General features: G+C 68.9%; 17 protein-coding genes. 9 read left to right on the top strand and 8 right to left on the bottom strand.

What is annotated here, in order from left to right:
• Nucleotides 1-165 precede the first annotated feature (165 nt).
• Together clpX and E3T28_RS17765 are read left to right on the top strand one after the other, a co-directional pair.
• Nucleotides 166-1,446, top strand: a complete 1,281-nt coding sequence (clpX, locus tag E3T28_RS10325) for an ATP-dependent Clp protease ATP-binding subunit ClpX (RefSeq protein WP_134430600.1) — start codon at nucleotides 166-168, stop codon at nucleotides 1,444-1,446.
• Nucleotides 1,447-1,529: 83 nt separating this feature from the next.
• Nucleotides 1,530-1,889, top strand: coding sequence for a benzoate/H(+) symporter BenE family transporter (locus tag E3T28_RS17765; RefSeq protein WP_134430632.1), 360 nt, complete (start codon nucleotides 1,530-1,532; stop codon nucleotides 1,887-1,889).
• A 204-nt stretch (nucleotides 1,890-2,093) separates the two neighbouring features.
• On the opposite strand, the gene E3T28_RS10315 is transcribed toward E3T28_RS17765, so the two are convergent.
• Nucleotides 2,094-4,127, bottom strand: coding sequence for a M3 family metallopeptidase (locus E3T28_RS10315; protein WP_134430598.1), 2,034 nt, complete (start codon nucleotides 4,125-4,127; stop codon nucleotides 2,094-2,096).
• Nucleotides 4,128-4,193: 66 nt separating this feature from the next.
• On the opposite strand from E3T28_RS10315, the gene E3T28_RS10310 reads away from it, so the two are divergent.
• Nucleotides 4,194-5,045 (top strand): class I SAM-dependent methyltransferase, encoded by an 852-nt coding sequence (locus E3T28_RS10310; RefSeq protein WP_134430595.1) that lies wholly within the window; start codon nucleotides 4,194-4,196, stop codon nucleotides 5,043-5,045.
• Here E3T28_RS10310 and E3T28_RS10305 read toward each other — a convergent pair.
• From E3T28_RS10305 to valS, 3 genes are read right to left on the bottom strand one after another with little or no spacing between them, the layout of a single operon-like run.
• A complete protein-coding gene (locus E3T28_RS10305) occupies nucleotides 5,042-5,308 on the bottom strand; it encodes a hypothetical protein (RefSeq protein WP_134430592.1) in 267 nt (88 codons plus the stop codon). The two genes, E3T28_RS10310 and E3T28_RS10305, sit on opposite strands and share 4 nt — an antisense overlap.
• Nucleotides 5,309-5,755, bottom strand: coding sequence for a GNAT family N-acetyltransferase (locus E3T28_RS10300; protein ID WP_134430590.1), 447 nt, complete (start codon nucleotides 5,753-5,755; stop codon nucleotides 5,309-5,311).
• Between the two features lie 9 nt (nucleotides 5,756-5,764).
• Nucleotides 5,765-8,347: a valine--tRNA ligase gene (gene valS, locus E3T28_RS10295; protein WP_134430587.1), complete on the bottom strand. Its 2,583-nt coding sequence runs from the start codon at nucleotides 8,345-8,347 to the stop codon at nucleotides 5,765-5,767.
• A gap of 196 nt (nucleotides 8,348-8,543) precedes the next feature.
• Here valS and E3T28_RS10290 point away from each other — a divergent pair, with 196 nt between their 5' ends.
• Complete coding sequence (locus E3T28_RS10290; protein ID WP_134430584.1) at nucleotides 8,544-9,182, top strand: cation efflux transmembrane domain-containing protein; 639 nt, start codon at nucleotides 8,544-8,546, stop codon at nucleotides 9,180-9,182.
• A gap of 151 nt (nucleotides 9,183-9,333) precedes the next feature.
• Here the strand turns inward: E3T28_RS10290 and E3T28_RS10285 are convergent, their stop codons facing one another.
• Genes E3T28_RS10285 through E3T28_RS10270 form a run of 4 tightly spaced genes read right to left on the bottom strand, consistent with a single transcriptional unit; the run spans nucleotide 9,334 to nucleotide 14,658 of the window.
• Nucleotides 9,334-11,190, bottom strand: coding sequence for a dipeptide ABC transporter ATP-binding protein (locus tag E3T28_RS10285; RefSeq protein WP_134430581.1), 1,857 nt, complete (start codon nucleotides 11,188-11,190; stop codon nucleotides 9,334-9,336).
• Nucleotides 11,187-12,056 (bottom strand): ABC transporter permease, encoded by an 870-nt coding sequence (locus tag E3T28_RS10280; RefSeq protein WP_134399160.1) that lies wholly within the window; start codon nucleotides 12,054-12,056, stop codon nucleotides 11,187-11,189. Before E3T28_RS10280 ends, E3T28_RS10285 begins: the two co-directional genes overlap by 4 nt.
• On the bottom strand, nucleotides 12,053-13,015 hold the full coding sequence (locus E3T28_RS10275; protein ID WP_255575634.1) for an ABC transporter permease: 963 nt from the start codon (nucleotides 13,013-13,015) through the stop codon (nucleotides 12,053-12,055). The genes E3T28_RS10280 and E3T28_RS10275 overlap by 4 nt, the downstream gene beginning before the upstream one ends.
• The gene (locus tag E3T28_RS10270; protein WP_134430578.1) at nucleotides 13,003-14,658 is read right to left on the bottom strand and encodes an ABC transporter substrate-binding protein; all 1,656 of its coding nucleotides are present in this window, start codon (nucleotides 14,656-14,658) and stop codon (nucleotides 13,003-13,005) included. Before E3T28_RS10270 ends, E3T28_RS10275 begins: the two co-directional genes overlap by 13 nt.
• Nucleotides 14,659-14,759: 101 nt before the next feature.
• Between E3T28_RS10270 and E3T28_RS10265 the strand changes: the two genes are divergently transcribed.
• From E3T28_RS10265 to ndk, 5 genes are all read left to right on the top strand, one after another.
• Nucleotides 14,760-15,476: a TetR/AcrR family transcriptional regulator gene (locus tag E3T28_RS10265; protein WP_134430574.1), complete on the top strand. Its 717-nt coding sequence runs from the start codon at nucleotides 14,760-14,762 to the stop codon at nucleotides 15,474-15,476.
• Between the two features lie 171 nt (nucleotides 15,477-15,647).
• Nucleotides 15,648-19,139 carry an isoleucine--tRNA ligase gene (ileS, locus tag E3T28_RS10260; protein WP_134430572.1) on the top strand — a complete coding sequence of 1,164 codons (3,492 nt, stop codon included), beginning with the start codon at nucleotides 15,648-15,650 and terminating at the stop codon, nucleotides 19,137-19,139.
• Entirely contained in the window at nucleotides 19,132-20,679 is a 1,548-nt protein-coding gene (locus tag E3T28_RS10255) for a bifunctional folylpolyglutamate synthase/dihydrofolate synthase (RefSeq protein ID WP_134430569.1), read from the top strand. The genes ileS and E3T28_RS10255 overlap by 8 nt, the downstream gene beginning before the upstream one ends.
• Nucleotides 20,676-21,053, top strand: coding sequence for a DUF4233 domain-containing protein (locus tag E3T28_RS10250; protein WP_166786990.1), 378 nt, complete (start codon nucleotides 20,676-20,678; stop codon nucleotides 21,051-21,053). Before E3T28_RS10255 ends, E3T28_RS10250 begins: the two co-directional genes overlap by 4 nt.
• A complete protein-coding gene (gene ndk / locus E3T28_RS10245; protein ID WP_134430565.1) occupies nucleotides 21,050-21,472 on the top strand; it encodes a nucleoside-diphosphate kinase in 423 nt (140 codons plus the stop codon). The genes E3T28_RS10250 and ndk overlap by 4 nt, the downstream gene beginning before the upstream one ends.
• Nucleotides 21,473-21,522: the final 50 nt, after the last annotated feature.

Raw genomic sequence — 21,522 nt, 5'->3', positions numbered from 1 at the left:
ACGGATGTCCGGGCTCACCTGAGCCGGGCATCCGTCGCGTTTCACCGGTCGGAGGATTCCTGCGCAACGGGGGCGAACGTTATCCGACAGATGCGGTCAGCCTGCACCCGTGCTGCACAGGCACAGGCTAGGCTCGATGCAGTTGTCAATGGAGGAGGCTGACGGATGGCCCGAATAGGCGAAAGCGCCGACCTGTTGAAGTGTTCTTTCTGCGGAAAGAGCCAGAAGCAGGTGCAGCAGCTCATTGCGGGTCCCGGCGTGTACATCTGCGACGAGTGCGTCGAACTGTGCAACGAGATCATCGAAGAGCGTCTGGCCGAGGCCACCGCTGAAGACGGTGCCGGCGAATTCGAACTGCCCAAGCCGAAGGAGATCTTCGGCTTCCTCGAGGAGTACGTCATCGGGCAGGAAGCCGCCAAGCGCGCCCTCGCCGTCGCCGTCTACAACCACTACAAGCGGGTGCGCTCCCGCGCAACCCTCACCGCCGCCGACGCCATCCACGACGACGTGGAAATCGCGAAGTCCAACATCCTATTGATCGGCCCCACCGGCTGCGGGAAGACCTACCTCGCCCAGACACTCGCGAAACGCCTCAACGTTCCCTTCGCCGTGGCGGATGCGACGGCCCTCACCGAGGCCGGCTACGTCGGTGAAGACGTGGAGAACATTCTCCTCAAGCTGATCCAGGCCGCCGACTACGACGTCAAGCGCGCCGAGACCGGCATCATCTACATCGACGAGATCGACAAGATCGCTCGCAAGGCCGAGAACCCGTCGATCACCCGCGACGTGTCCGGCGAGGGTGTGCAGCAGGCCCTGCTGAAGATCCTCGAGGGCACCGTGGCCTCGGTCCCGCCGCAGGGCGGGCGCAAGCATCCGCACCAGGAATTCATCCAGATCGACACAACCAATGTGCTGTTCATCGTGGCCGGCGCGTTCGCGGGCCTCGACGACATCATCTCGACCCGGGCCGGCAAGAAGGGCATCGGGTTCGGCGCTCCGCTGCACAGCAAGGGCGACGACGTCAACCTGTTCAGCGAGGTGCTCCCCGAAGACCTGCACAAGTTCGGGCTGATCCCCGAATTCATCGGCCGGCTCCCCGTGGTCACCACGGTCACCCAGCTCGACCAGGTGGCCTTGATGCAGATCCTGACCGTGCCGAAGAACGCGCTCGTGCGCCAGTACCAGCGCATGTTCGAACTCGACGGCGTCGAGCTCGAATTCGAGCAGCCCGCCCTCGAGGCCATCGCCGACCTGGCCGTGCTGCGCAAAACGGGCGCCCGCGGCTTGAGAGCGATCATGGAAGAGGTGCTCGGACCGATCATGTTCGAGGTGCCGTCAAGCTCCGAGGTGGCGCGCGTCGTGGTCACCCGCGCTGCCGTGCTGGACAACGCCGAGCCCACCATCGAGCTGCACAAGCCCCGGCGCGTCGACAAGTCCGCCTAGGTAGAGCGCCAGCCTCACCCCGCTTCGGCACGCGACTGCCCTGAGCCCGGAGGGTTGCCGGGTAACAGCCCGTCTTCGCCGGCATCGTGGCGGCCATCACCGGATTTGCCAGTTCTTTCGTGCTCGTCATCGCCGGACTACAGGCCGTGGGCGCGACCGACGATCAGGCGGCATCCGGCCTGCTGGCGCTCTGCCTGCTGGTGGGCATCACCTGTGTGATGCTGCCGTGGTATTTCAAGATGCCGATCTCCTTCGCCTGGTCCACCCCCCGGGGCGGCGCTTCTCGTGGCCGCCGGGCAGACCATGGGCGACTTCGGCGCCGCCGCCGGCGCATTCCTGGTCTGCGGTGCTCTGATCGTGCTCTCTGGACTCTGGACTCTGGACTCTGGACTCTGGACTCTGGCCGGCGCTGGGGCGGGCCATCACCGTCGGCGGTGTGGTGATGCTCTGGCTCGGCGGGATGCCCTCCGGCCGGTCTCGCTCACAGCCCGTCGGGTGTCCCTGACGAATTCGACGGAGATTTTGCCAAAATGGGAGCAAATCGGCCCGAAACCGGCCTCGAACCGTAAAATCTCCGTCGATGTGGTTCAGGGCAGGGGCGTTGGAGTGCCGCTCGGGACCGGGCGGCGCTGGGTCCGGCGGAGGCGCTAGTTCAGGCCGCGGCGGTCGAGCAGCGGCTGCATCGAGGCGTCGCGGCCACGGAAGTCGCGGTAGGCCGCGAGCGGCTCGGTGCTGCCGCCCACGCCGAGCAGCCGGGACCGGAACCGGTCGCCGTTGGCCCGGGTGAGCCCGCCGTTCTCCGCGAACCACTCGCCGGTGTCCGCGTCGAGCACCTCGCTCCAGATGTAGGAGTAGTAGCCGGCGTCGTAGCCGCCCGCGAAGGTGTGGGCGAAGTAAGTACTGGCATACCGGGTCGGCACGACGGGGTTGTCGAGGCCCGCGGCGGCGAGGGCGGATGCCTCGAACGCGGCGACATCCGTTACCACGTCGTCGGCGCCGATGCGGTGCCAGGCCTGGTCGAGCAGGGCCGCTGCGAGGTACTCGCTGGTGGAGAAGCCCTCGTTGAAGGTGGACGAGGCTTGGATTCGGTCGACGAGGTCCTGGGGCATGGGGTCACCGGTCGCGTGGTGCCGGGCGTAGTTCGCGAGGACCTCGGGCCACAGCATCCACATCTCGTTGACCTGGCTGGGGAACTCGACGAAGTCGCGGTACACATTGGTGCCGGCGAACTTCGGGAAGGTGACCCGCGCGAACAGGCCGTGCAGTGCGTGCCCGAATTCGTGAAACAGGGTGACGACCTCATCGAAGCTGAGCAGCGTGGGCTCACCCGCGGCCGGCCGGGGCACGTTCAGGTTGTTGCAGACGATCCTCGGGGTGCCGAGCAGCGTGGACTGGGAGCCGAGAGCGTTCATCCAGGCGCCGCCCCGCTTGGAGTCCCGGGTGTAGACGTCGATGATGTAGAGGCCCACGGGGGAGCCATCGGCCTCGGCGACCTCGAACACGCGCGCCCCCGGGTGCCAGGCGACGAGGTCCGTGCGTTCGGTGAAAGTGACGCCGTAGAGCAGGTTGGCCGCGTAGAACACGCCGTCCTGCAGCACCCGTTCGAACTCAAAGTATGGGCGCATGGCCGCGGTGTCCACGTTGTAGCGGGCCCGCCGCACCTTCTCGGTGTAAAAGGCCCAGTCCCAGGCGGCGAGTTCGAAGCCCCCGCCCTCCGCATCGATCTGCGCCTGCAGGTCTGCCTGCTCGGCGCGCGCGTTCCGGGCCGCGGCCGGGGCGAGGCGCCCGAGCATATCGGCGACCGCCTGCGGGGTCTTCGCTGTTTGGTCCGCGGTCACGCCGGCCGCGTGACTGTCGAATCCGAGCAGCCGGGCGCGCTCGGCACGCAGCCGGGCGATCTCCAGCACCAGGTCACGGTTGTCGAACTGCCCGCCACGGATTCCGCGGGCCCGCGAGGCCGCCAGCAGCCGCTCCCGCACGCCCCGGTTGGTCAGCTGCGCCAGGTAGGGGTGCGAGGTCGGCAGCACCAGGGTGATCACGTACCGGCCGTCCAGGCCGCGCTCCGTGGCCGCCTCGGCCGCGGCGGAGGTTTGGCCGGGGGTGAGGCCGTCCAGCTCGCTCGCGTCGTCGAGCACCAGCGCGAGATCGTTGGTGTCGGCGAGCAGGTTCTTCTCGAACCGGGTGGTGACCGTGGAGAGTCTCTTGTTGTAGTCGCGCAGCCGGGCCTTGTCGTCGTCGGCGAGGCCGGCGCCCGCGAGGGTGAACTCGGTGAAGTACCGTTCGACCAGGTAGCGTGCCTCCGATTCCAGGTCCAGAAGGCCGCGCCGCTCGTGCAGGGCGGCGATCCGACGAAAAAGGGCCGGGTCCAGACGGATGGCGTCCGCATGCGCCGCGAGGAGCGGGGCTAGTTCCTCCGCGAGGGCGTTGGTGAAGTCGTCGGAGTCTGACGAACTCCGGTTGAAGAACACCTCGGCCACCCGGGTGAGCAGCTGCCCGCTGCGCTCGAGTGGGACCATGGTGTTGTCGAAGGTGGGGGCATCCGTGCTCGCGCAGATCGCCGCGATCTCGGCGAGTTGCTCGGCCATGCCGTCCAGGAACGCCGGCCGGTAGTGCTCCTCCGCAATCAGCGCGAACGGGGGCAGCTCGAACGGAAGTGTGCTGGTGCTGGCGAAGGGGTTCATTTCTTCACCCTGTCACAGCCATATTTGACCTGTCGGAGTGTTCCCGGCCGCGCCTAGGATCGGTTCATGATCGACGAGCCGGCACGCCCCGAGACCGCACCCCGGGAGCAGTACACTCATGGGCACCACGAGAGCGTGCTGCGCTCGCACACCTGGCGCACGGTGGCGAACTCCGCGGCCTACCTGATCCCGCACCTGGACGCCGGCCTGACCCTGCTGGACGTGGGCTGCGGCCCGGGCACGATCACGGTCGACCTGGCCCGTCGGTTGTATCCCGGGCGGGTCACCGGCATCGATGCGTCGGAGCAGGTCGTGCGGCGTGCGGCCGGACTGGCCTTCGACGAGGGTGTGCGGAACGTGGCGTTCCGGGTGGGGGACGCCTACGCGCTGGAGTTCGGCGACGCGAGCTTCGACGTCGTGCACGCGCATCAGGTGCTCCAGCACCTCGCCAACCCCGTGGCCGCCTTGCGGGAGTTCTTGCGCGTGCTGAAACCGGGCGGGATCCTCGCCGTCCGCGACGTCGATTCCGGGGGAGTGATGTACCACCCGAAGCTGCAGGGCCTGCACATGTGGGAGAGTGCCGTCCGCGACGTGCACTACTGGAACGGCGGCGACCCCGACGCCGGTCGCTCGCTCAAGGCCTGGGCGCACCAGGCGGGGTTCACGGACGTGACGAGTTCGGCATCCATCTGGTGCTTCGCCTCGGATGTCGAACGCGAGTGGTGGGGGCAGTCTTGGGCCGTGCGGGTCATCGAGTCCGACTTCGCGGCGCACGCCATCGAGGTGGGCACGGCCGACCTCGCCGACCTGCGGATGATGCAGGCCGCCTGGCTGCAGTGGGCCGGCGATCCCGATGGCTGGTTCGGCATGCCGCACGGCGAGATCGTCGCCCGGAGATCCCGGGCCGAGAGCGGCTAGATCCAGTCGTCCTCGTCGTCGAGCGCAATCGACGGCTGTGTGATCGTTGCGCTGTCCTCAGCCTTGTCGTACCGGATGACCGTGCCGTCGTCGAGTTCGAGAACGGGGCTGCCCTCGAGCCAGGTCAGCGTCCACCGCCAGGCATTAGACTCCTCCGCCAGCGCGGTGAGCTCCTCCTCGACCGCACGGATGGCGATCTCCACGACGTGGGGCAGTCCGGCCGGCGCCGGGTGACCCAGCGGCCAGCGGGTTCCCATCTTCATTTACAGCTCGATCTCGTAGGTGACCCAGTCCGTGCGGGTGGCCACATCGTCGTACAGGCGCTGCGCGGACTCGTTGTCGGCGGCGGTCAGCCACTGAACGGTGGTGAGACGGTGCTGCGCGGCGTACTCTTTGGCGAACTCGATCAGGGCCCGGCCGACGCCAGCACTGCGGGACTCCGGCGACACGAACAGGTCATCCAGGAATAGGCCGCGGGTGGCGGTCAGGGTGCTCGGAACCTCGCGGTAGTGGGCGAAGCCGACGAACTGGCCGTCGTCGTCGACCGCGACGGCGCCGGCCAGCGACTCATTCTTGTCGATGATCCAGCTCCAGACCTGGAGCGCTTTCTGATCAGTGAGTTCGCTTTTGTAGAACTCGCTGTAACCCTCGAAGAGTCCCAGCCACGAGAAGAAGTCCTTGTCGCCGAGCGCGCGTACCTTGATTGACATTCGGTTCTCCTAGTTCTCTGGCACCGTGGCGAGCACGATGTCAGTGACAGCCAATTCGCTGCCTTCAATAAAAACCAACTCCGAGATGCGACCAACGGCCCTCAGATCGGCCGCAGCCTGCCTGAGCAGGGCAATCTCTGCAGCGGTACCGCTAATTACAGCAGAAACTACGGCTGATTTCTGGGAGGCCTTGGCATCGGTCTTCGCGCGGCGGATGCCGGTGAGCGCTCGGCTGGACAGGTCCAGCAGGGCGACGTTGCCGCCATGCCCTCCGCCGAGCTCGCTCTGCACGGGCCAGGCGGCACGATGGATCGACTCCTCGTTGGACCACGACCAGGCCTCCTCGGTCGCGAACGGCACGAACGGGGCGAAGAGTCGCAGCAGGGTGGCCAGCGCGGTGCGCAGGCCGGCGACGGCCGAGGCTTGTCCGGCGCCCGCCTCGCCGTAGGCGCGCTCCTTGACTAGTTCGAGGTAGTCGTCGCAGAACGTCCAGAAGAAACTCTCGGTGAGTTCCAGCGCACGGGCGTGGTCGTAGCCCTCGAAGGCGGCGGTGGCCTGGCCGACGACGACGCTGAGCCGGGCGAGCATGCTCTGGTCGAGCGACTCGGTCACCGGCGCGTCGGCGGCGCCGTCGAAAGCCAGGATGAACTTCGACGCATTCAGGATCTTGATCGCCAGGCGACGGCCGATTTTGATCTGGGTCGGGTTCTTGGGGTCGAAGGCGGCGTCGGTGCCGAGGCGGGACGACGCGGCCCAGTAGCGCACGGCATCCGATCCGTGCTGCTCGAGCATGTCCGCCGGGGTGACCACATTGCCCTTGGACTTGGACATCTTCTTGCGGTCGGGGTCGACGATGAAGCCGGACAGGGCCGCGTGCTGCCACGGCGAGACGCCGTGCTCCAGCTCGGCGCGCAGCAGGGTGGAGAACAGCCAGGTGCGGATGATGTCCTGGCCCTGCGGGCGCAGCGAGTAGGGGTAGACGAGGTCGAACAGTTCGGGGTCCCGGTCCCAGCCGCCCGCCAGCTGCGGGGTCAGGGAGGAGGTCGCCCAGGTGTCCATCACGTCGACCTCGCCGACGAAGCCGTTCGCCTGGCCGCGCTGCTCGGCCGCGTAGCCGGGGGCGGTGTCGGAGGACGGGTCGACCGGGAGCAGGTCGCGGGTGGCGACGATGGGCTGGTCGAAGAGCGGGTTCGCGTCGGCATCCAGCGGGTACCAGATCGGCAGTGGAACGCCGAAGAAGCGTTGGCGGGAGACGAGCCAATCGCCGGTGAGGCCGTTGACCCAGTTCTCGTAGCGTACGCGCATGAACTCAGGGTGCCACTGCAGATCGGTGCCGTGTGTGATCAGGCGGGCGCGTAGTTTCTCGTCTCGTGCGCCGTTGCGGATGTACCACTGCCGGGTCGACACGATCTCGAGCGGTTTGTCGCCTTTCTCGAAGAACTTGACCGGGTGCACGATCGCTCGGGGCTCGCCGATCATGTCGCCGCTGGTGCGGAGCAGGTCGACCACGGCCGCTTTGGCGGAGAAGACGGTCTTGCCGGCCAGCTGCGCGTACGCGGCCTGTCCCGCCGCGCTGGTGATGGCGCCTGGCGCCTCGGCGATGATGCGGCCGTCGAAGCCCATGATTGCGCGGTTGGGCAGGTCGAGTTCACGCCACCAGATCACGTCGGTCACATCACCGAACGTGCAGATCATGGCGATTCCGCTGCCCTTGTCCTTCTGCGCGAGGTGGTGGGCCAGGATCGGCACCTCCACGTCGAAGAGGGGGGTGCGCACGGTCGTGCCGAACAGCGCCTTGTAGCGCTCATCGTCCGGATGCGCCACGAGGGCCACACAGGCCGGCAGCAGCTCCGGGCGGGTGGTCTCGATCTCGATGGAACCGCCGTCGGGCTGGGCGAAGGCGACCCGGTGGTAGGACGCCGGCATCTCCTTGTCTTCGAGCTCGGCCTGGGCGACCGCGGTGCGGAAGGTGACGTCCCAGAGGGTGGGGGCCATGGCCTGGTAGGCCTCGCCGCGCTCGACGTTGCCGATGAACGCGGACTGGGAGGTGACCAGGGAATCGTTGCCGATGGTGCGGTAGGTCTGGGTCCAGTCGACGCTGAGGCCCAGCCTGCGCCAGACGGCCTCGAACTGCTTCTCGTCCTCGATGGTAAGGCGTTCGCACAGCTCGATGAAGTTGCGGCGGCTGATCGGCAGCTGGTCGGCGGCCTTGGTGCTCTTGCCGTCGCCGCCCTCGAACGGGGCGGTGAAGTCGTCGACGTAGGGCAGCGACGGGTCGCAGCGCACGCCGTAGTAGTTCTGCACGCGTCGCTCGGTGGGCAGGCCGTTGTCGTCCCAGCCCATCGGGTAGAAGACGCTCTTGCCGCGCATCCGCTCGAAGCGGGCGATGACATCCGTGTGCGTGTAGGAGAAGACGTGGCCGATGTGCAGCGAGCCGGAGGCGGTCGGCGGCGGGGTGTCGATGGAGAAGATGCGCTCCCGCGTGGCCGAGTCACGGTCGAAACGGTAGGTGCGGGCCTCTTCCCAGGAGTCGCCCCACTTGGTTTCGAGGCCCTCGAGGGCCGGTTTTTCCGGAACGCTGGCGGCGGTCATGTTTCTCCGATTCGATCTGTGCGGCACCGTGTCGGTGGTGAGGTACCTGAATATTGGGCCTCACCCAACTTACCGGATGCCCCGTCGTCCACCGACTCCGGCCGTCGCCGGGCCTGCAGCGCCCGTTCGGTGCCGGGCCTGCAGCGCCCGGCCGGGCCTCGCCGTGAGTGGCAGGATTGGAGCGGGAAGGGGTGCCATGGATGACCCGGGTACGCTGTCCGAGGCCCGTCGCACGGTGCTGCGCCGTACGGTGCGCTGGATCGTGGGTTTCACGATCGGCTACAACGTGCTCGAGGCCGTCGCCTCGGTCGTGGCGGGCGCCGCGGCATCCTCGACGGCCTTGATCGCTTTCGGCCTGGACTCCGTGATCGAGGTGCTCTCCGCCGCGGTCATCGCGTGGCAGTTCTCCCGTCGCGATCCGGACCGCTGGCAGAAACCGGCCCTCCGCGCCATCGCGATCGCGTTCTTCGCCCTCGCCGGGTACGTGATCCTGGCCGCCGGCCTGAGCTTCGCCGGCGTTGTCGAGGCCGCGCCCAGCCCGCTGGGGATTGTCATCGCCTGTCTGAGCCTGGTGATCATGCCCGCGGTGGCCGGCGTGGAGCGCCGGACCGGCGCCGAACTCGGCAGTGCCAGCGTGATCGCCGACGCCCGACAGCTGCTGCTCTGCGCGTGGCTGTCGGGGTCGATGCTGCTCGGGCTGGCAGCCAACGCGCTCCTCGGTTGGGCCTGGGCCGACTCGCTGGCCGCCCTGGCGATCGCCGGGTTCGCGATCAAGGAGGGCGTCGAGGCGTGGCGCGGCGAAGCCGAGCCGCCGATGGTGCCGCACGCCGACTAGGAGGGGGAGCCCCCGTCAGGGGGCGGTCGATTCAGGCGATGGCCCCACCAATTCGACGGAGATTTTGCTCTGGGAGCCGGTTTTCAGGCCCGAACGGGACGTTTTGGGCAGAATCTCCGTCGAATTCGTTCGGGACGGAGTCACCCCAGGGTCAGAATCCGAGCCGGGGGACCGCGCCGAGCAGGGCCTGCGTGTACGGATGCTGCGGGGCGGCGAAGACCCGGGCCGCGGCACCGGTCTCGACGATGCGGCCATCCAGCATCACGGCGACCTGGTCGCTCACGTGCTGGATCACCCCGAGGTCGTGGGAGATGAACAGCAGGCTGAGGCCCAGTTCGCGCTGCAGATCGTCGAGCAGGTCGAGTACCTGGGCCTGCACGGTCACGTCGAGCGAGGACACGGGCTCGTCGCAGATCAGGATCTGCGGGTCGGAGGCCAGCGCTCGGGCGATGCTCACCCGCTGCCGCTGCCCGCCGGAGAGTGAGAGCGGTCGGCGGCCCAGCAGCCCCGGCGGCAGACCCACCGCGTCGAGCAGCTCCAGCACGCGCAGCCGGTCGGCAGCCGTTGTTGAGGCGGTAGTCGACGCGGCAGTCGGTGCAGAGCCTCCAGAGCCGGAGGTGTCGCCAGAGCCGGGTGCGCCGCCGCGCCGGCCGCGCCCGGCCGCGCCGCCGACCGCGTCCCGCAACACCTGCTCGACGCTCAGCCGGGGATCGAAGGAGCTGAGCGCATCCTGGTAGACCGCACCGAGCCGGGGTCGCAGGAGCCGGCGCTGCTTCTCCGCGGCGGCGCTGAACGGCTGCCCGAGCACCCGCACCTCGCCGGCGTCGGGCCGGGTCAGCGCCAGCACGAGGCGGGCCGTCGTGGTCTTGCCGGAGCCGGATTCGCCCACGATGCCGAGCGTCGTGCCGCGCTCGAGCCGAAACGATACCCCGTCGACCGCAAGCTGCTCGCTCCCGTCGGGCCGGGTGAAGCGCTTGACCAGTCCGGCGGCCTCCAGCACGATGTCGCGGTTAGCGGCGCGGTCGGCATGGTCGGCGAAGGCCGGCGGGGCAGGCGGGGCAGGTGAAACGAAGGCCGGCGGGGCAGGCGAGGCGAAGGCCGACGAAGTGGACGCAGGTGGCACCGGAGCCGCGGCCCGCGGGCTCAACCGCAGCCCGCGCGGCTTGTCGACCGGGATCGCGGCGAGCATCTGCCGGGTGACCGGATGCTCCGGCCGGGTCAGCACTTCCTGCGCCGGTCCCTGCTCGACGATGTGTCCCTCGCTCAGCACGGCGATCCGGTCGGCGATGCGGCCGACGACGGCCAGGTCGTGGCTGATCAGCAGGATGCCCGTGCCGGCGCGTTTCAGGCTCGCCAGCAGCTCGAGGATCTGCGCCTGCACGGTGACGTCGAGCGCCGTCGTGGGCTCGTCGGCGATCAGCAACGGCGGGTCCAGCGCGATCGCGGCCGCGATCAGGGCCCGTTGGCGTTGGCCGCCGGAGAGCTCACCGGAGCGTTTCCGCATTTGGTTGGCGGCGTCGGGCAGACCCACCTGGTGCAGCACCTCGAGCACCCGAGCGTGCCGAGCTGCGGCGCCGAGGCGGGTGTGCAGCCTCAGTGAGTCGGCGATCTCCCGGCCCACCGGGCGCAGCGGGTCCAGCGACACGAGGGCATCCTGCAGCACCAGACCGACGTCGCGGCCGCGCCGTCGGCGCCAGTGCTGCTCGGAGAGCCCGCGCACATCGGAGCCCGCGAGGCTCAGCTCGTCGGCGCGCACCCAGGCCGTGTCACCGGCCAGGCCGAGCAGGCTGCGCGCGGTGACGCTCTTGCCCGAGCCGGACTCGCCCACGATGGCCAGGCATTCGCCGGGGGCCACCTCGAACGAGACTCCGTTCAGCACCGGGTCGGCGTCACCCTGCGGCCCGAAGCCCACCACGAGGTTCCGCACCCGCACCGCCGTCGCGTCGGTCACGCCAGCGGCCTCGGGAGAGCCCAGGCCGCCCAGGCCCACGCCCAGCTCGCCGCTCATGCGTGCCTCATCCGTCGCTCGATGCCGCGGCCGAGCGCCGTGGCCGATACCGCCGTCAGCACGATGAAGAGCCCGGGAAAGAAGCTCATCCACCAGGCTGACCCGATGTAGGTGCGCCCGGCGGAAAGCATCGCGCCCCACTCCGCGGCGGGCGGCGCCGCGCCCAGGCCCAGGTAGCTCAGCGCCGACGCCCAGACGATGGCCTGGCCGATGCCGAGCGTGCCGAGCACGAACAGCGGAGCGAGGGTGTTGGGCAGGATGTGCCGCACCAGGAGTTGCCCCGGGCTGCGCCCGAGCACGGTCGCCGCCTCGACGAAGGCCGAGGACCGTACGGACAGCAGCTGGCCACGGATGATGCGGGCATAGCCGGGCGCGGTCGCCAGACCCACGGCGACGGTCGCCGTGGCAACGCCCGGCCCGAAGATCAGGATGAAGAGCAGGGCCAGCAGCAGCCCGGGAAACGCGAACAGCACCTCGAGGAACCGGTTCACGGTGAAGTCGACGACGGGGCCGAGCATGCCGGCCAGGGTGCCGAGCACGAGTCCCAGGCCGAGTCCGATCAGGGTGGCGAGGGTGCCGATCAGCAGGGAGCTGCCGGTGCCGTGGCTGACCCGCGTATAGATGTCCCGGCCGGATTCGTCGGTGCCGAACCAGTGTGCGGGTGAGGGGGTCTGGAACGCCGACAGCGGGTCGATCCCGAGCGGGTCGCCGGGGGCCACGAGCGTGGGGAACAGCGCCGCCGTGACCAGGAACAGGGCGAACAGGCCGGCCAGAACCTCGGCCACGCCGAACCGGCGGGACGCACGCGCAGTCCTGGGCGCTCGCGGCGCCCGGCCCAGCCCGGCCTGGATCTCGAGGTCGCTCATCGCGCCCGCAACCGAGGGTCGGCGATGCGCTGGGCCAGGTCGGTGAGCAGGGTCATCAGGATGTACCCGACGGCCACGATCAGCACCGCGCCGACCACGACCGGGACGTCGCGCACGGTCACCGCGGTCAGCAGCGTGCGCCCCAGGCCCGGCCGGGCGAAAATGGTCTCGACCACCACGGCCCCGCTGATCAGGGAGCCGAAGGCCCAGCCGGAGAGGCTGATCGCCGGCAGCGACGCGTGCCGGATGACGTGCACCCAGCGCACCCCGCGTTCGCCCTCGCCGCGGGCGCGGGCGGAGAGCACGAATGGGGACTCCAGCGCCGTGAGCAGCGACTCCCGCATGATCTGGCCGAGGAAACCGGCGAGAGGCACGGCGAGGGTCAGCACCGGCAGCACCAGCCCGGACACCCCGGAGGTGCTGATCGGCGGCAGCCAGCCCAGCCAGACGCTGAACAGCACGATCAGCACCGTCGCCAGCCAGAAGTGGGGGAGCGCGGCGGCCACGATCTCCAGCCCGGACCCCAGGTACCAGGCGAACCGCCCGCCGCGGGTGGACCAGGTGGCCAGCCCGAGGGCGAGCAGCCAGGCCACGGCGAGGGCGAGCACGGCCAGCAACAGGGTGCCGCCGAGCTGGCCGAGCAGGAGCGGCGCGACGTCCTGGTTCAGGGAGTACGAGCGGCCCAGGTCCCCGGTGGCCAGGCGTGCCAGCTGCGCCAGGTACTGCACGAACACGGGCTGGTCGAGCCCGTATTCCGCCCGGACCGCGGCGAGCGCCTCCGGAGAGGTCTGCGAGCCGGGGCCACCCAGGATGGCCTCGGCCGGGTCGCCGGGGATCAGGCGGATAGCGAAGAAGGTCAGCGTGGCCACCATCCAGAGTACGAAGACAGCGCCGCCCAGGCGGCCCAGGACGACCCGGGCCGTCCGGACGACCGGCGCGGCGCGGCCTACTTCAGCCACGCATCGTAGAACGTGGGCGTCGACACGGTCGGCAGCGCCCGCGCGCCCACCACGTCGGTGCCGAGCAGGTAGTGGTTCTGCTGGTCGAAGAGCGGCAGGATGTAGAAGCCCTCGAGCACCATGTTCTGCGCGTCGGCGTAGAGGGCGGCGCGTTCCTCGGCATCCGTCACCTGGCCGGCCTGGGTGAGCAGGGCGTCGATGGCCGGGTCATTCACCTGGGCGTGATTGGCGAAGTAGCCGCTGGGTGCAGGGATGATGCCGTCGGAGTGGAACAGGATGCGCAGAACGTCGGGTCCGACCTTCGTGTACGGGGCGCTGACGGCGTCGTAGTCGTTCTCGCCTAGCGCGGTGTACCAGCTGGAGAGGTCCATCGGGCTGAGCACGACCTCGAAGCCGGTCTCTTTCGCGGTGGCCTGGATCTGCTCGAACAGGGACTGCTCCGCCGGGATGGACTGGTTCGTGCTCACCGGGAAGTCGACCGTGAGGCGCTCGCCGTCCTTAACCAGGTAGCCGTCCGAGTCTCGCTCGGTCCAGCCGGCGGAATCGAGCAGGTCCGAGGCGGCCGCGGGGTCGTAGTCGAACAGGTCGGGGCCTGACACGGCGAGCGGTTCGGCGCTGGAGAGGGCGGAGTACGAGCGTTCGGCCGTGCCGTGGAACAGGCTCGTGACGGCGTCGTCGACGTTCGCCGAGCGGATGAACGCCTCCCGCACGAGCGGGTCGTCGAACGGTGCGCGGCCGGAGTTCAGCTCGATCCGGTTCGAGGCGCCCGGGCGCGGGGCGTCGAGGTGCACAATGGTGTCGCTCTTCTCGGCCTGCACGATGGTGTCGGGCTGAATGTTGTCGATCACGTCGGCGTCGCCGGACTGCAGGGCCGCGTAGCGGGAAGCTGAGTCGGGGATGAAGCGCCAGACGATGGAGTCGAGGTAGGCCGGCCCTGTGTGCCCGGCATCCTCGGGCGGGGAGCTGTAGTTCTTGTTCCGCACCAGGGTGATCGATTCCTGCTGCACCCACTTCTCGACCTGGAACGGACCGGTCCCGACCGGAGCGGCGCAGTTCTCGTCCTGGCTGCGGGCCAACGCGGTGGGAGATTCGATCGCCAACCACGGCTGGGAGAGTGATTCGAGCAGGGCGCTGTCGGGTTCGCTCAGCACGAGGCGCACGACGTTGGTGGAGACCGCCTCGGTGCCGGTGACCTTAGCTAGGGCCAGGTAGCCGGTCGACGAGCCCGTCTCGGGGTCCTGGATGTGCGCGATGTTCGCCTGCACGGCGGCGGCGTCGAGCGGGGTGCCGTCGGTAAAGCTCACGTCGGCGGCGAGCGTGAAGTCCCAGGCCAGCCCGTCGGCGCTCTCGGTCCACGAATCGGCCAGCCAGGGGATGATCGTGCCGTCCTCGTCCCGGGAGACGAGCGACTCGAGGTACTGCGTGCTGACCAGGGCCTGCGGGTAGTTGCCGCCCACGTGCGGGTCCAGGCAGGTGGGCTCGGCGTCGCCGGACGCGTAGGTCAGCGTGCCACCGGAGACGGGCTCGGTGGCTTCAGGGGACTCGGCAGTGGCGCAGCCGGCGAGCAGGATGCCGGTGGCGACGAGGCCGACCAGCCCGGTCAGGGTGCGCGATGCGCGCTGGGTATGCCCCGAAGTGTGCATGGTGGGTCTCTTTCCGCGGCGCCCGATGGGCCGAGTGTGCAATTGTTGGACTCGGTCCACAAACGAGATGGACCTGTCCCATCGTAGAACACAGGAGCGGCATGCCTGATCCCGAACCGAAGCGGGCCGGCCGGCCCCGCGGATCCTCGCGGGCGATGCTCGAGGAGGCGTCCGCCGAGCTTTTCCTCGAGCAGACGTATGCGGGCACCACGATCTTTCAGATCACCTGCCGCGCGGGCGTCAGCCGGGCCACCTTCTTCAACTACTTCACGGCCAAGAGTGACCTGCTCTGGGTCGACGTCGACGCGGGCCTGGCGACGTTGCCGGCCGCCCTCGACCAGTGCGCCGCCGCAGCCGGGCCGGCGGAGGCCGTGGATGCCGTGGAGCGGGCGCTGCTGCAGGTCTCTGCCGCGTTCGGGCCGGGGCAGGTGCCCTGGGCGCTCACCCAGTACGAGCTGATGGGCACGACCGGCGAGCTGGAGGCATCCGCCCTGTCCCGGTTCATGGCCCAGGTGACCCTGGTCACCCGCTTCGTCGGAGCGCGAGGCGGCTCGACCGACCAGCTCTCCAGCCGGGCCTTCGCGATGGCCGTGCTCGGGGCCGCGGCCGCCGCCGCCGGGGTCTGGGCGCGTGCCGGGGTCACCCGCGGAGCGCTGGAACCCTACGTGGGCGCGGCCATCGCGCCCGTCTGCATGGGGTACCGCTCCCTGCACGCCCGGGGCCGGACGCAGGGTAGAATCGAACAGCATGACTGTGATCCGGCCATCACCGGTGAGTCTTCGGAAGAACGGCAACCGCTTCGCGGCGGTTCCCAGTAGAACCGAACGGGTCGGGCCCGTCACAGCCTTAGAACAAGCGGTTTCCCAGGGCTTCGGCTTCGAGAGACAAGCGAGGTGGTACCGCGGCGAATCCCGTTCGGAGTCGGCGTCCTCGTGGAACAGGGGCAGATCTGTGAACGACAGAGCCTGCCCGACTCGTCCAGGAGAGACATGACGTACCCCAAAGGCCAGCAGTCCGGTTCCCCCGCCCAGCCCGGCGGCATCGTGCCCTCGCCGAACTTCCCCCAGATCGAAACCGACGTGCTCGCGTTCTGGAAGAACGACGGCACCTTCCAGGCGTCGATCGACAACCGGGCGGATGCCCCCGAGTGGGTCTTCTACGACGGCCCGCCGTTCGCCAACGGCCTGCCCCACTACGGCCACCTGCTGACCGGATACGCGAAGGACCTGTTCCCGCGGTTCCAGACCATGCGTGGCAAGCAGGTGCACCGCCGCTTCGGCTGGGACACCCACGGCCTACCGGCCGAACTGGAAGCCGAACGCGAGCTGGGCATCACCGACAAGAGCGAGATCGAGAAGATGGGCATCGGCGCCTTCAACGCCGTCGCCCGTAGCTCCGTGCTCAAGTACACCAAGGTCTGGGAGGAGTACGTCACCCGCCAGGCGCGCTGGGTCGACTTCGAGAACGACTACAAGACGCTCGACATCACCTTCATGGAATCCGTGATCTGGGCCTTCAAACGGCTGCACGACAAGGGTCTGGCCTATGAGGGCTACCGGGTGCTGCCGTACTGCTGGCGCGACCAGACGCCGCTGTCCAACCACGAACTGCGCATGGACGACGACGTCTACAAGATGCGCCAGGACCAGACCGTCACGGTCACGTTCCCGCTCGTCGGCGCCAAGGCCGAAGCCCTGGGGCTGACCGCCGTGCGCGCCCTGGCCTGGACGACCACCCCCTGGACACTCCCGACGAACCTGGCGCTCGCCGTGGGCCCCGAGATCGTCTACGCCGTCGTGCCGGCCGGGCCGAACGGCACCCCGGACGCGACGGTGCTGCGGGAGTCCGTTCCCGGGACGGATGCCGCGGCATCCGTCGCCTCCACCGAGGTTCTCGGCGCCGAATACCTGATCGCGATCGACCTGGTCGGCAACTACGCCAAGGACCTCGGCTACGACTCGGCGGCGGACGCCACCGCGGCGATCTCCCGCACCGTTCTCGGCACCGCCCTCGAGGGCGTCAGCTACGACCGCCTCTTCGACTACTACGCCGACACCGCGGTCTGGGGTACCCAGAACGCCTGGACGATCGTCGTGGCCGACTACGTCACCACCGCCGACGGCACCGGCATCGTGCACCAGGCGCCCGCCTACGGTGAGGAGGACCAGAAGCTCTGCGAGGCCGCCGGCATCCCGGTGATCATCTCGCTCGACGCGGGCGGCAAGTTCCTCGCCGACGTGCCCGAGGTCGCCGGCCAGCTCTGGAGCGACGCGAACAAGCCGCTCACCCAGCTGCTCAAGAACGAGGGCCGCCTGCTTCGACAGGCCAGCTACGAGCACTCCTACCCGCACTGCTGGCGCTGCCGCAACCCGCTGATCTACAAGGCCGTGTCGAGCTGGTTCGTGCGTGTCACCGACTTCCGTGGCCGACTGGTGGACCTCAACCAGGAGATCAACTGGGTGCCGGAGAACGTCAAGGACGGCCAGTTCGGCAAGTGGATCGGCAACGCCCGCGACTGGTCGATCAGCCGCAACCGGTACTGGGGCTCGCCGATCCCGGTCTGGAAGAGCGACAACCCCGATTACCCGCGCATCGACGTCTACGGCTCCCTCGACGAGCTCGAGGCCGACTTCGGCGTGCGCCCCACCGACCTGCACCGCCCCTACATCGACGCGCTCACCCGCCCGAACCCCGACGACCCCACGGGCCAGTCCACCATGCGGCGGATCACGGATGTGCTCGACGTCTGGTTCGACTCCGGGTCGATGCCGTTCGCGCAGGTGCACTACCCGTTCGAGAACGCCGACTGGTTCGACAGCCACAACCCGGCCGACTTCATCGTGGAGTACATCGGGCAGACCCGCGGCTGGTTCTACATGCTGCACACGCTCTCCACCGCCCTGTTCGACCGCCCCGCCTTCAAGAACGTGGTCAGCCACGGCATCGTGCTCGGCAACGACGGGCAGAAGATGTCCAAGTCGCTGCGCAACTACCCCGATGTGAACGAGGTATTCGATCGGGACGGTTCGGATGCCATGCGCTGGTTCCTGATGAGCTCCTCCGTGCTGCGCGGCGGCAACCTGATCGTCACCGAGGAGGGCATCCGCGAGGGTGCCCGCCAAGTCATGCTCCCGCTCTGGAGCACCTGGTACTTCTTCTCGCTCTACGCCAACGCGTCCGGTGAGAAGGGCTACGACGCCACCTGGCGCACCGACTCCACCGACGTGCTCGACCGCTACCTGCTGGCCAAGACCCGCGACCTGATCGTGGAGGTCACGGCCGATCTGGAGGCCCTCGACAGCACCCAGGCGACCGCCCGGCTCCGGGACTTCGCCGACGTGCTCACCAACTGGTACGTGCGCCGCTCGCGAGACCGGTTCTGGGCCGGCGCCGGGAGCTCGGTCTCGGGCTCCGGCTCGGGCTCGGGCTCGACAGGCGCGACCACCGCGAACGAGGCCTTCGACACGCTCTACACCGTGCTCGAAACCGTGACCCGGGTGGCCGCCCCGATGCTCCCGCTCGTCACCGAGCGCATCTGGCAGGGCCTCACCGGTGGGCGCAGCGTGCACCTGACCGACTGGCCCGACGCCGATCTGTTCCCCGGTGACACCGTGTTGGTCACGGCGATGGACCAGGTGCGCACCATCAGCTCCACCGTGCTGTCGCTGCGCAAGCAGGCCGGTCTGCGCGTGCGCCTGCCGCTGGCAACCCTTACCGTGGTCACAGTCGACACGGCGGCCCTGGCCCCGTTCGAGGGCATCCTTCGCGACGAGCTGAACGTCAAGAGCGTGCGCCTGGTCGAGCTGGCCGACGACAGCGCGAGCGCCTACGGCATCACCTCCCGGCTCACCGTGAACGCCCGGGCCGCCGGCCCGCGCCTCGGCAAGCAGGTGCAGCAGGTCATCAAGGCCGCCCGCGCCGGCGACTGGAGCGAGACCGCCGACGTCGTCACCGCCGGCGGCATCGAGCTGGTCGCAGGGGAGTACGAACTCGTGCTGCAGACCGGCCCGGCCGACGGTTCCCCCGTCGTCGACGACGCGGCGTCGGATGCCCCGGCCCTGGCCCTCCTGGCGGGCGGCGGTTTCGTGCTGCTCGAGACGCAGACCACGCCCGAACTCGAGGCGGAGGGCTTCGCCCGTGACCTGATCCGCGCCGTGCAGGACACTCGCAAGTCGGCCGGATTCGAGGTGAGCGACCGCATCCGTCTGGATCTGGTCTTCTACTCCACCGAGGACGCCGAGACCTTCGCCCTCGCGGCTGGCGCCGACGTCGCCGCGGAGACCCTAACCCTGCGGTTCGCGACCCATCTGGCCACGGAGGTGTCGGAGGACAGCCTCGCGCACGGCCTGCCTTCCGAGTGGCTGCAGAGCCTGGTCGGCGCCCCGGTGGAGCACTACGTACTCTTCCAGGGTGGTCAGTACGCCAACCGAGGGACCGTGCTGGTCGCCGTCGCCCGAGAGAACGGACTCGTCCATGTCTGAATCGAAGAAGCCCGAGTCGAAGAAGCCAGACTCCAAGAAGCCCGAGTCGAAGAAGCCAGACTCCAAGAAGCCCGAGTCGAAGAAGCCTGAGTCGAAGAAGCCCGAGTCCAAAAAGCCCGAGTCGAAGAAGCCCGAGTCGAAGAAGCCCGACTCCAAGAAGCCCGAGTCGAAGAAGTCGCGTCAGCCTGCCGATGCCGGTCGCGAGGCCGGGGATGCCGTCTTCGCCGCACTCCTCTCCCGGGTGGGCGAGGGGGCGCCGAAGCCGCGGTTGGCCCCGACCCGTCGGGCGCTGGAGCTGCTGGGTGACCCGCAGACGGTGTACCCGGTCATCCACATCACCGGCACCAACGGCAAGACCAGCACGAGCCGGATCACCGAGAGCATCGTGCGCGCCTACGGGCTGCGCACGGGGCTGATGACCAGCCCGCACCTGGTGCGGCTGAACGAGCGCATCGTGATCGACGGCGAGTCGATCACCGATGAGGCCCTGGCCGCGAACTGGGCCGACATCCAACCCTTCCTGGCCATGGTCGACGCGGAGCTCGCCGCCGCCGGCGACGATGCGCTCACCTTCTTCGAGGCGCTCACCGTGCTGGCCTACGCCTGCTTCGCCGACGCCCCCGTCGACGTCGCCGTGATCGAGGTCGGCATGGGCGGCGAGTGGGACTCCACCAACGTCGCCGACGGTCAGGTGGCCGTGTTCACGCCCATCGCCCTCGACCACACCCTGCGTCTCGGCGACACCATCGCCGAGATCGCGCGCACCAAAGCCGGCATCATCAAACCGTCCGCCGCTGTGGTCTCGGCCCGGCAGGACGAGGCCGCGCAGGCGGAACTCGAACGCGCCGTCGAGCTCACCGAGTCGACCCTCGCCGGTGAGGGCGAGGAATTCGCGCTGCTCAGCAGCCAGGTGGCCGTGGGCGGCCAGCTCATCTCGGTGCGCGGCCTCGCCGGCATCTACTCCGACCTGTTCCTGCCGTTGTACGGCACGCACCAGGCCCAGAACGCGGCCGTCGCGATAGCCGCCGTCGAGTCCTTCCTCGGGGCCGGCACCACGGCGCTCTCCCACGACCTGGTCGAGGAGGGCCTCGCGCAGGTCACCTCGCCCGGACGCCTGCAGTTGGTCGGCATCGCACCGACCGTGCTGGTGGATGCCGCGCACAATCCCCACGGCGCCGCCGCCCTCAGCACGGCGCTGGCCGACTACTTCGACTTCGACGAGATCGTGGCCGTGGTGGGCATCCTCGCCGACAAGGACGCGACCGGCATCATCGCCGCCCTGGCCCCCCAGGTGGTTCGGTTCCATGTCACGCAGTCGCAATCCGAGCGCGCGATCGGCGTGGACGACCTCGCCGACCTGGTCGCCGGCGTCGGCAGCGAGGAGACCACCATCCGGTTCGACGACGTCGCGCAGGCAATCGATTCCGCCCGGGACTGGGCACTCGAGTCGCCGAAGCGGGCCGTGATCGTGACCGGTTCGATCACCCTCGTCGGCGAAGCCATCATCCTGGCCGACGCCCGGGAATGGCTGGCGAAATGACGCCCGCACCGCGCTCGGTCAAGCGCACCCTCGCGACCATCGTGCTCGGCTTCGAGGTCATCGTGGTGGCCCTCGCCGCCCTGGTGATCTTCGGCCTGCAGGCGCTGCCACCCTGGCTCGCCCTGGGTGGGGGAGCAGCGCTGGGCCTGGCCATGGTGGCCGTGCTCGCCCTGCTCCGTTTCGAATGGGCCTATGTCGCAGGCTGGGTCCTCCAGCTGATCATGGTCGCCGCCGGCTTCCTCAACCCGGCCATGTTCTTCGTCGGCGGCATGTTCGCCGCCATGTGGGCGTACTGCATGATCGCCGGCTCCCGGATCGACAACCAGAACCAGAACTTCCCCGACAACGACAGCATCGAGAAAGAGAAATCATGAGCACCCAGGTCCAGGAAACCCTTGTATTGGTCAAGCCGGATGGCGTTGCCCGCAATCTCTCCGGTGAGATCCTGCGCCGCATCGAGCAGAAGGGGTACTCCCTCGTCGACGCGAAGCTCGTACAGGCCGACCGGTCCCTCCTGGCCGAGCACTATGCCGAGCACCAGGGCAAGCCGTTCTTCGAACCTCTCGTCGAGTTCATGGAAAGTGGGCCGATCTTCGTGCTGCGCATCGCCGGCGAACGTGTGATCGAGGGGTTCCGCTCTCTGGCCGGCACCACCGATCCGACCACCGCCGCTCCCGGAACCATCCGTGGTGACTTCGGTCGCGACTGGGGCACCAAGGTGCAGCAAAACCTCGTGCACGGCTCCGACTCGCCCGAGTCGGCCGACCGCGAACTCGCCCTCTGGTTCGCCTGACCGCTCATTAGCGGGCGCTGACATCGTCTGTGTTCCGACTGACTAGAAAG

This window comes from Cryobacterium sinapicolor, assembly GCF_004403465.1.
Lineage (GTDB): Bacteria > Actinomycetota > Actinomycetes > Actinomycetales > Microbacteriaceae > Cryobacterium > Cryobacterium sinapicolor.
Note: the sequence above shows the minus strand (reverse complement) of the source record. Positions and strands in the feature narration are given on the sequence as shown.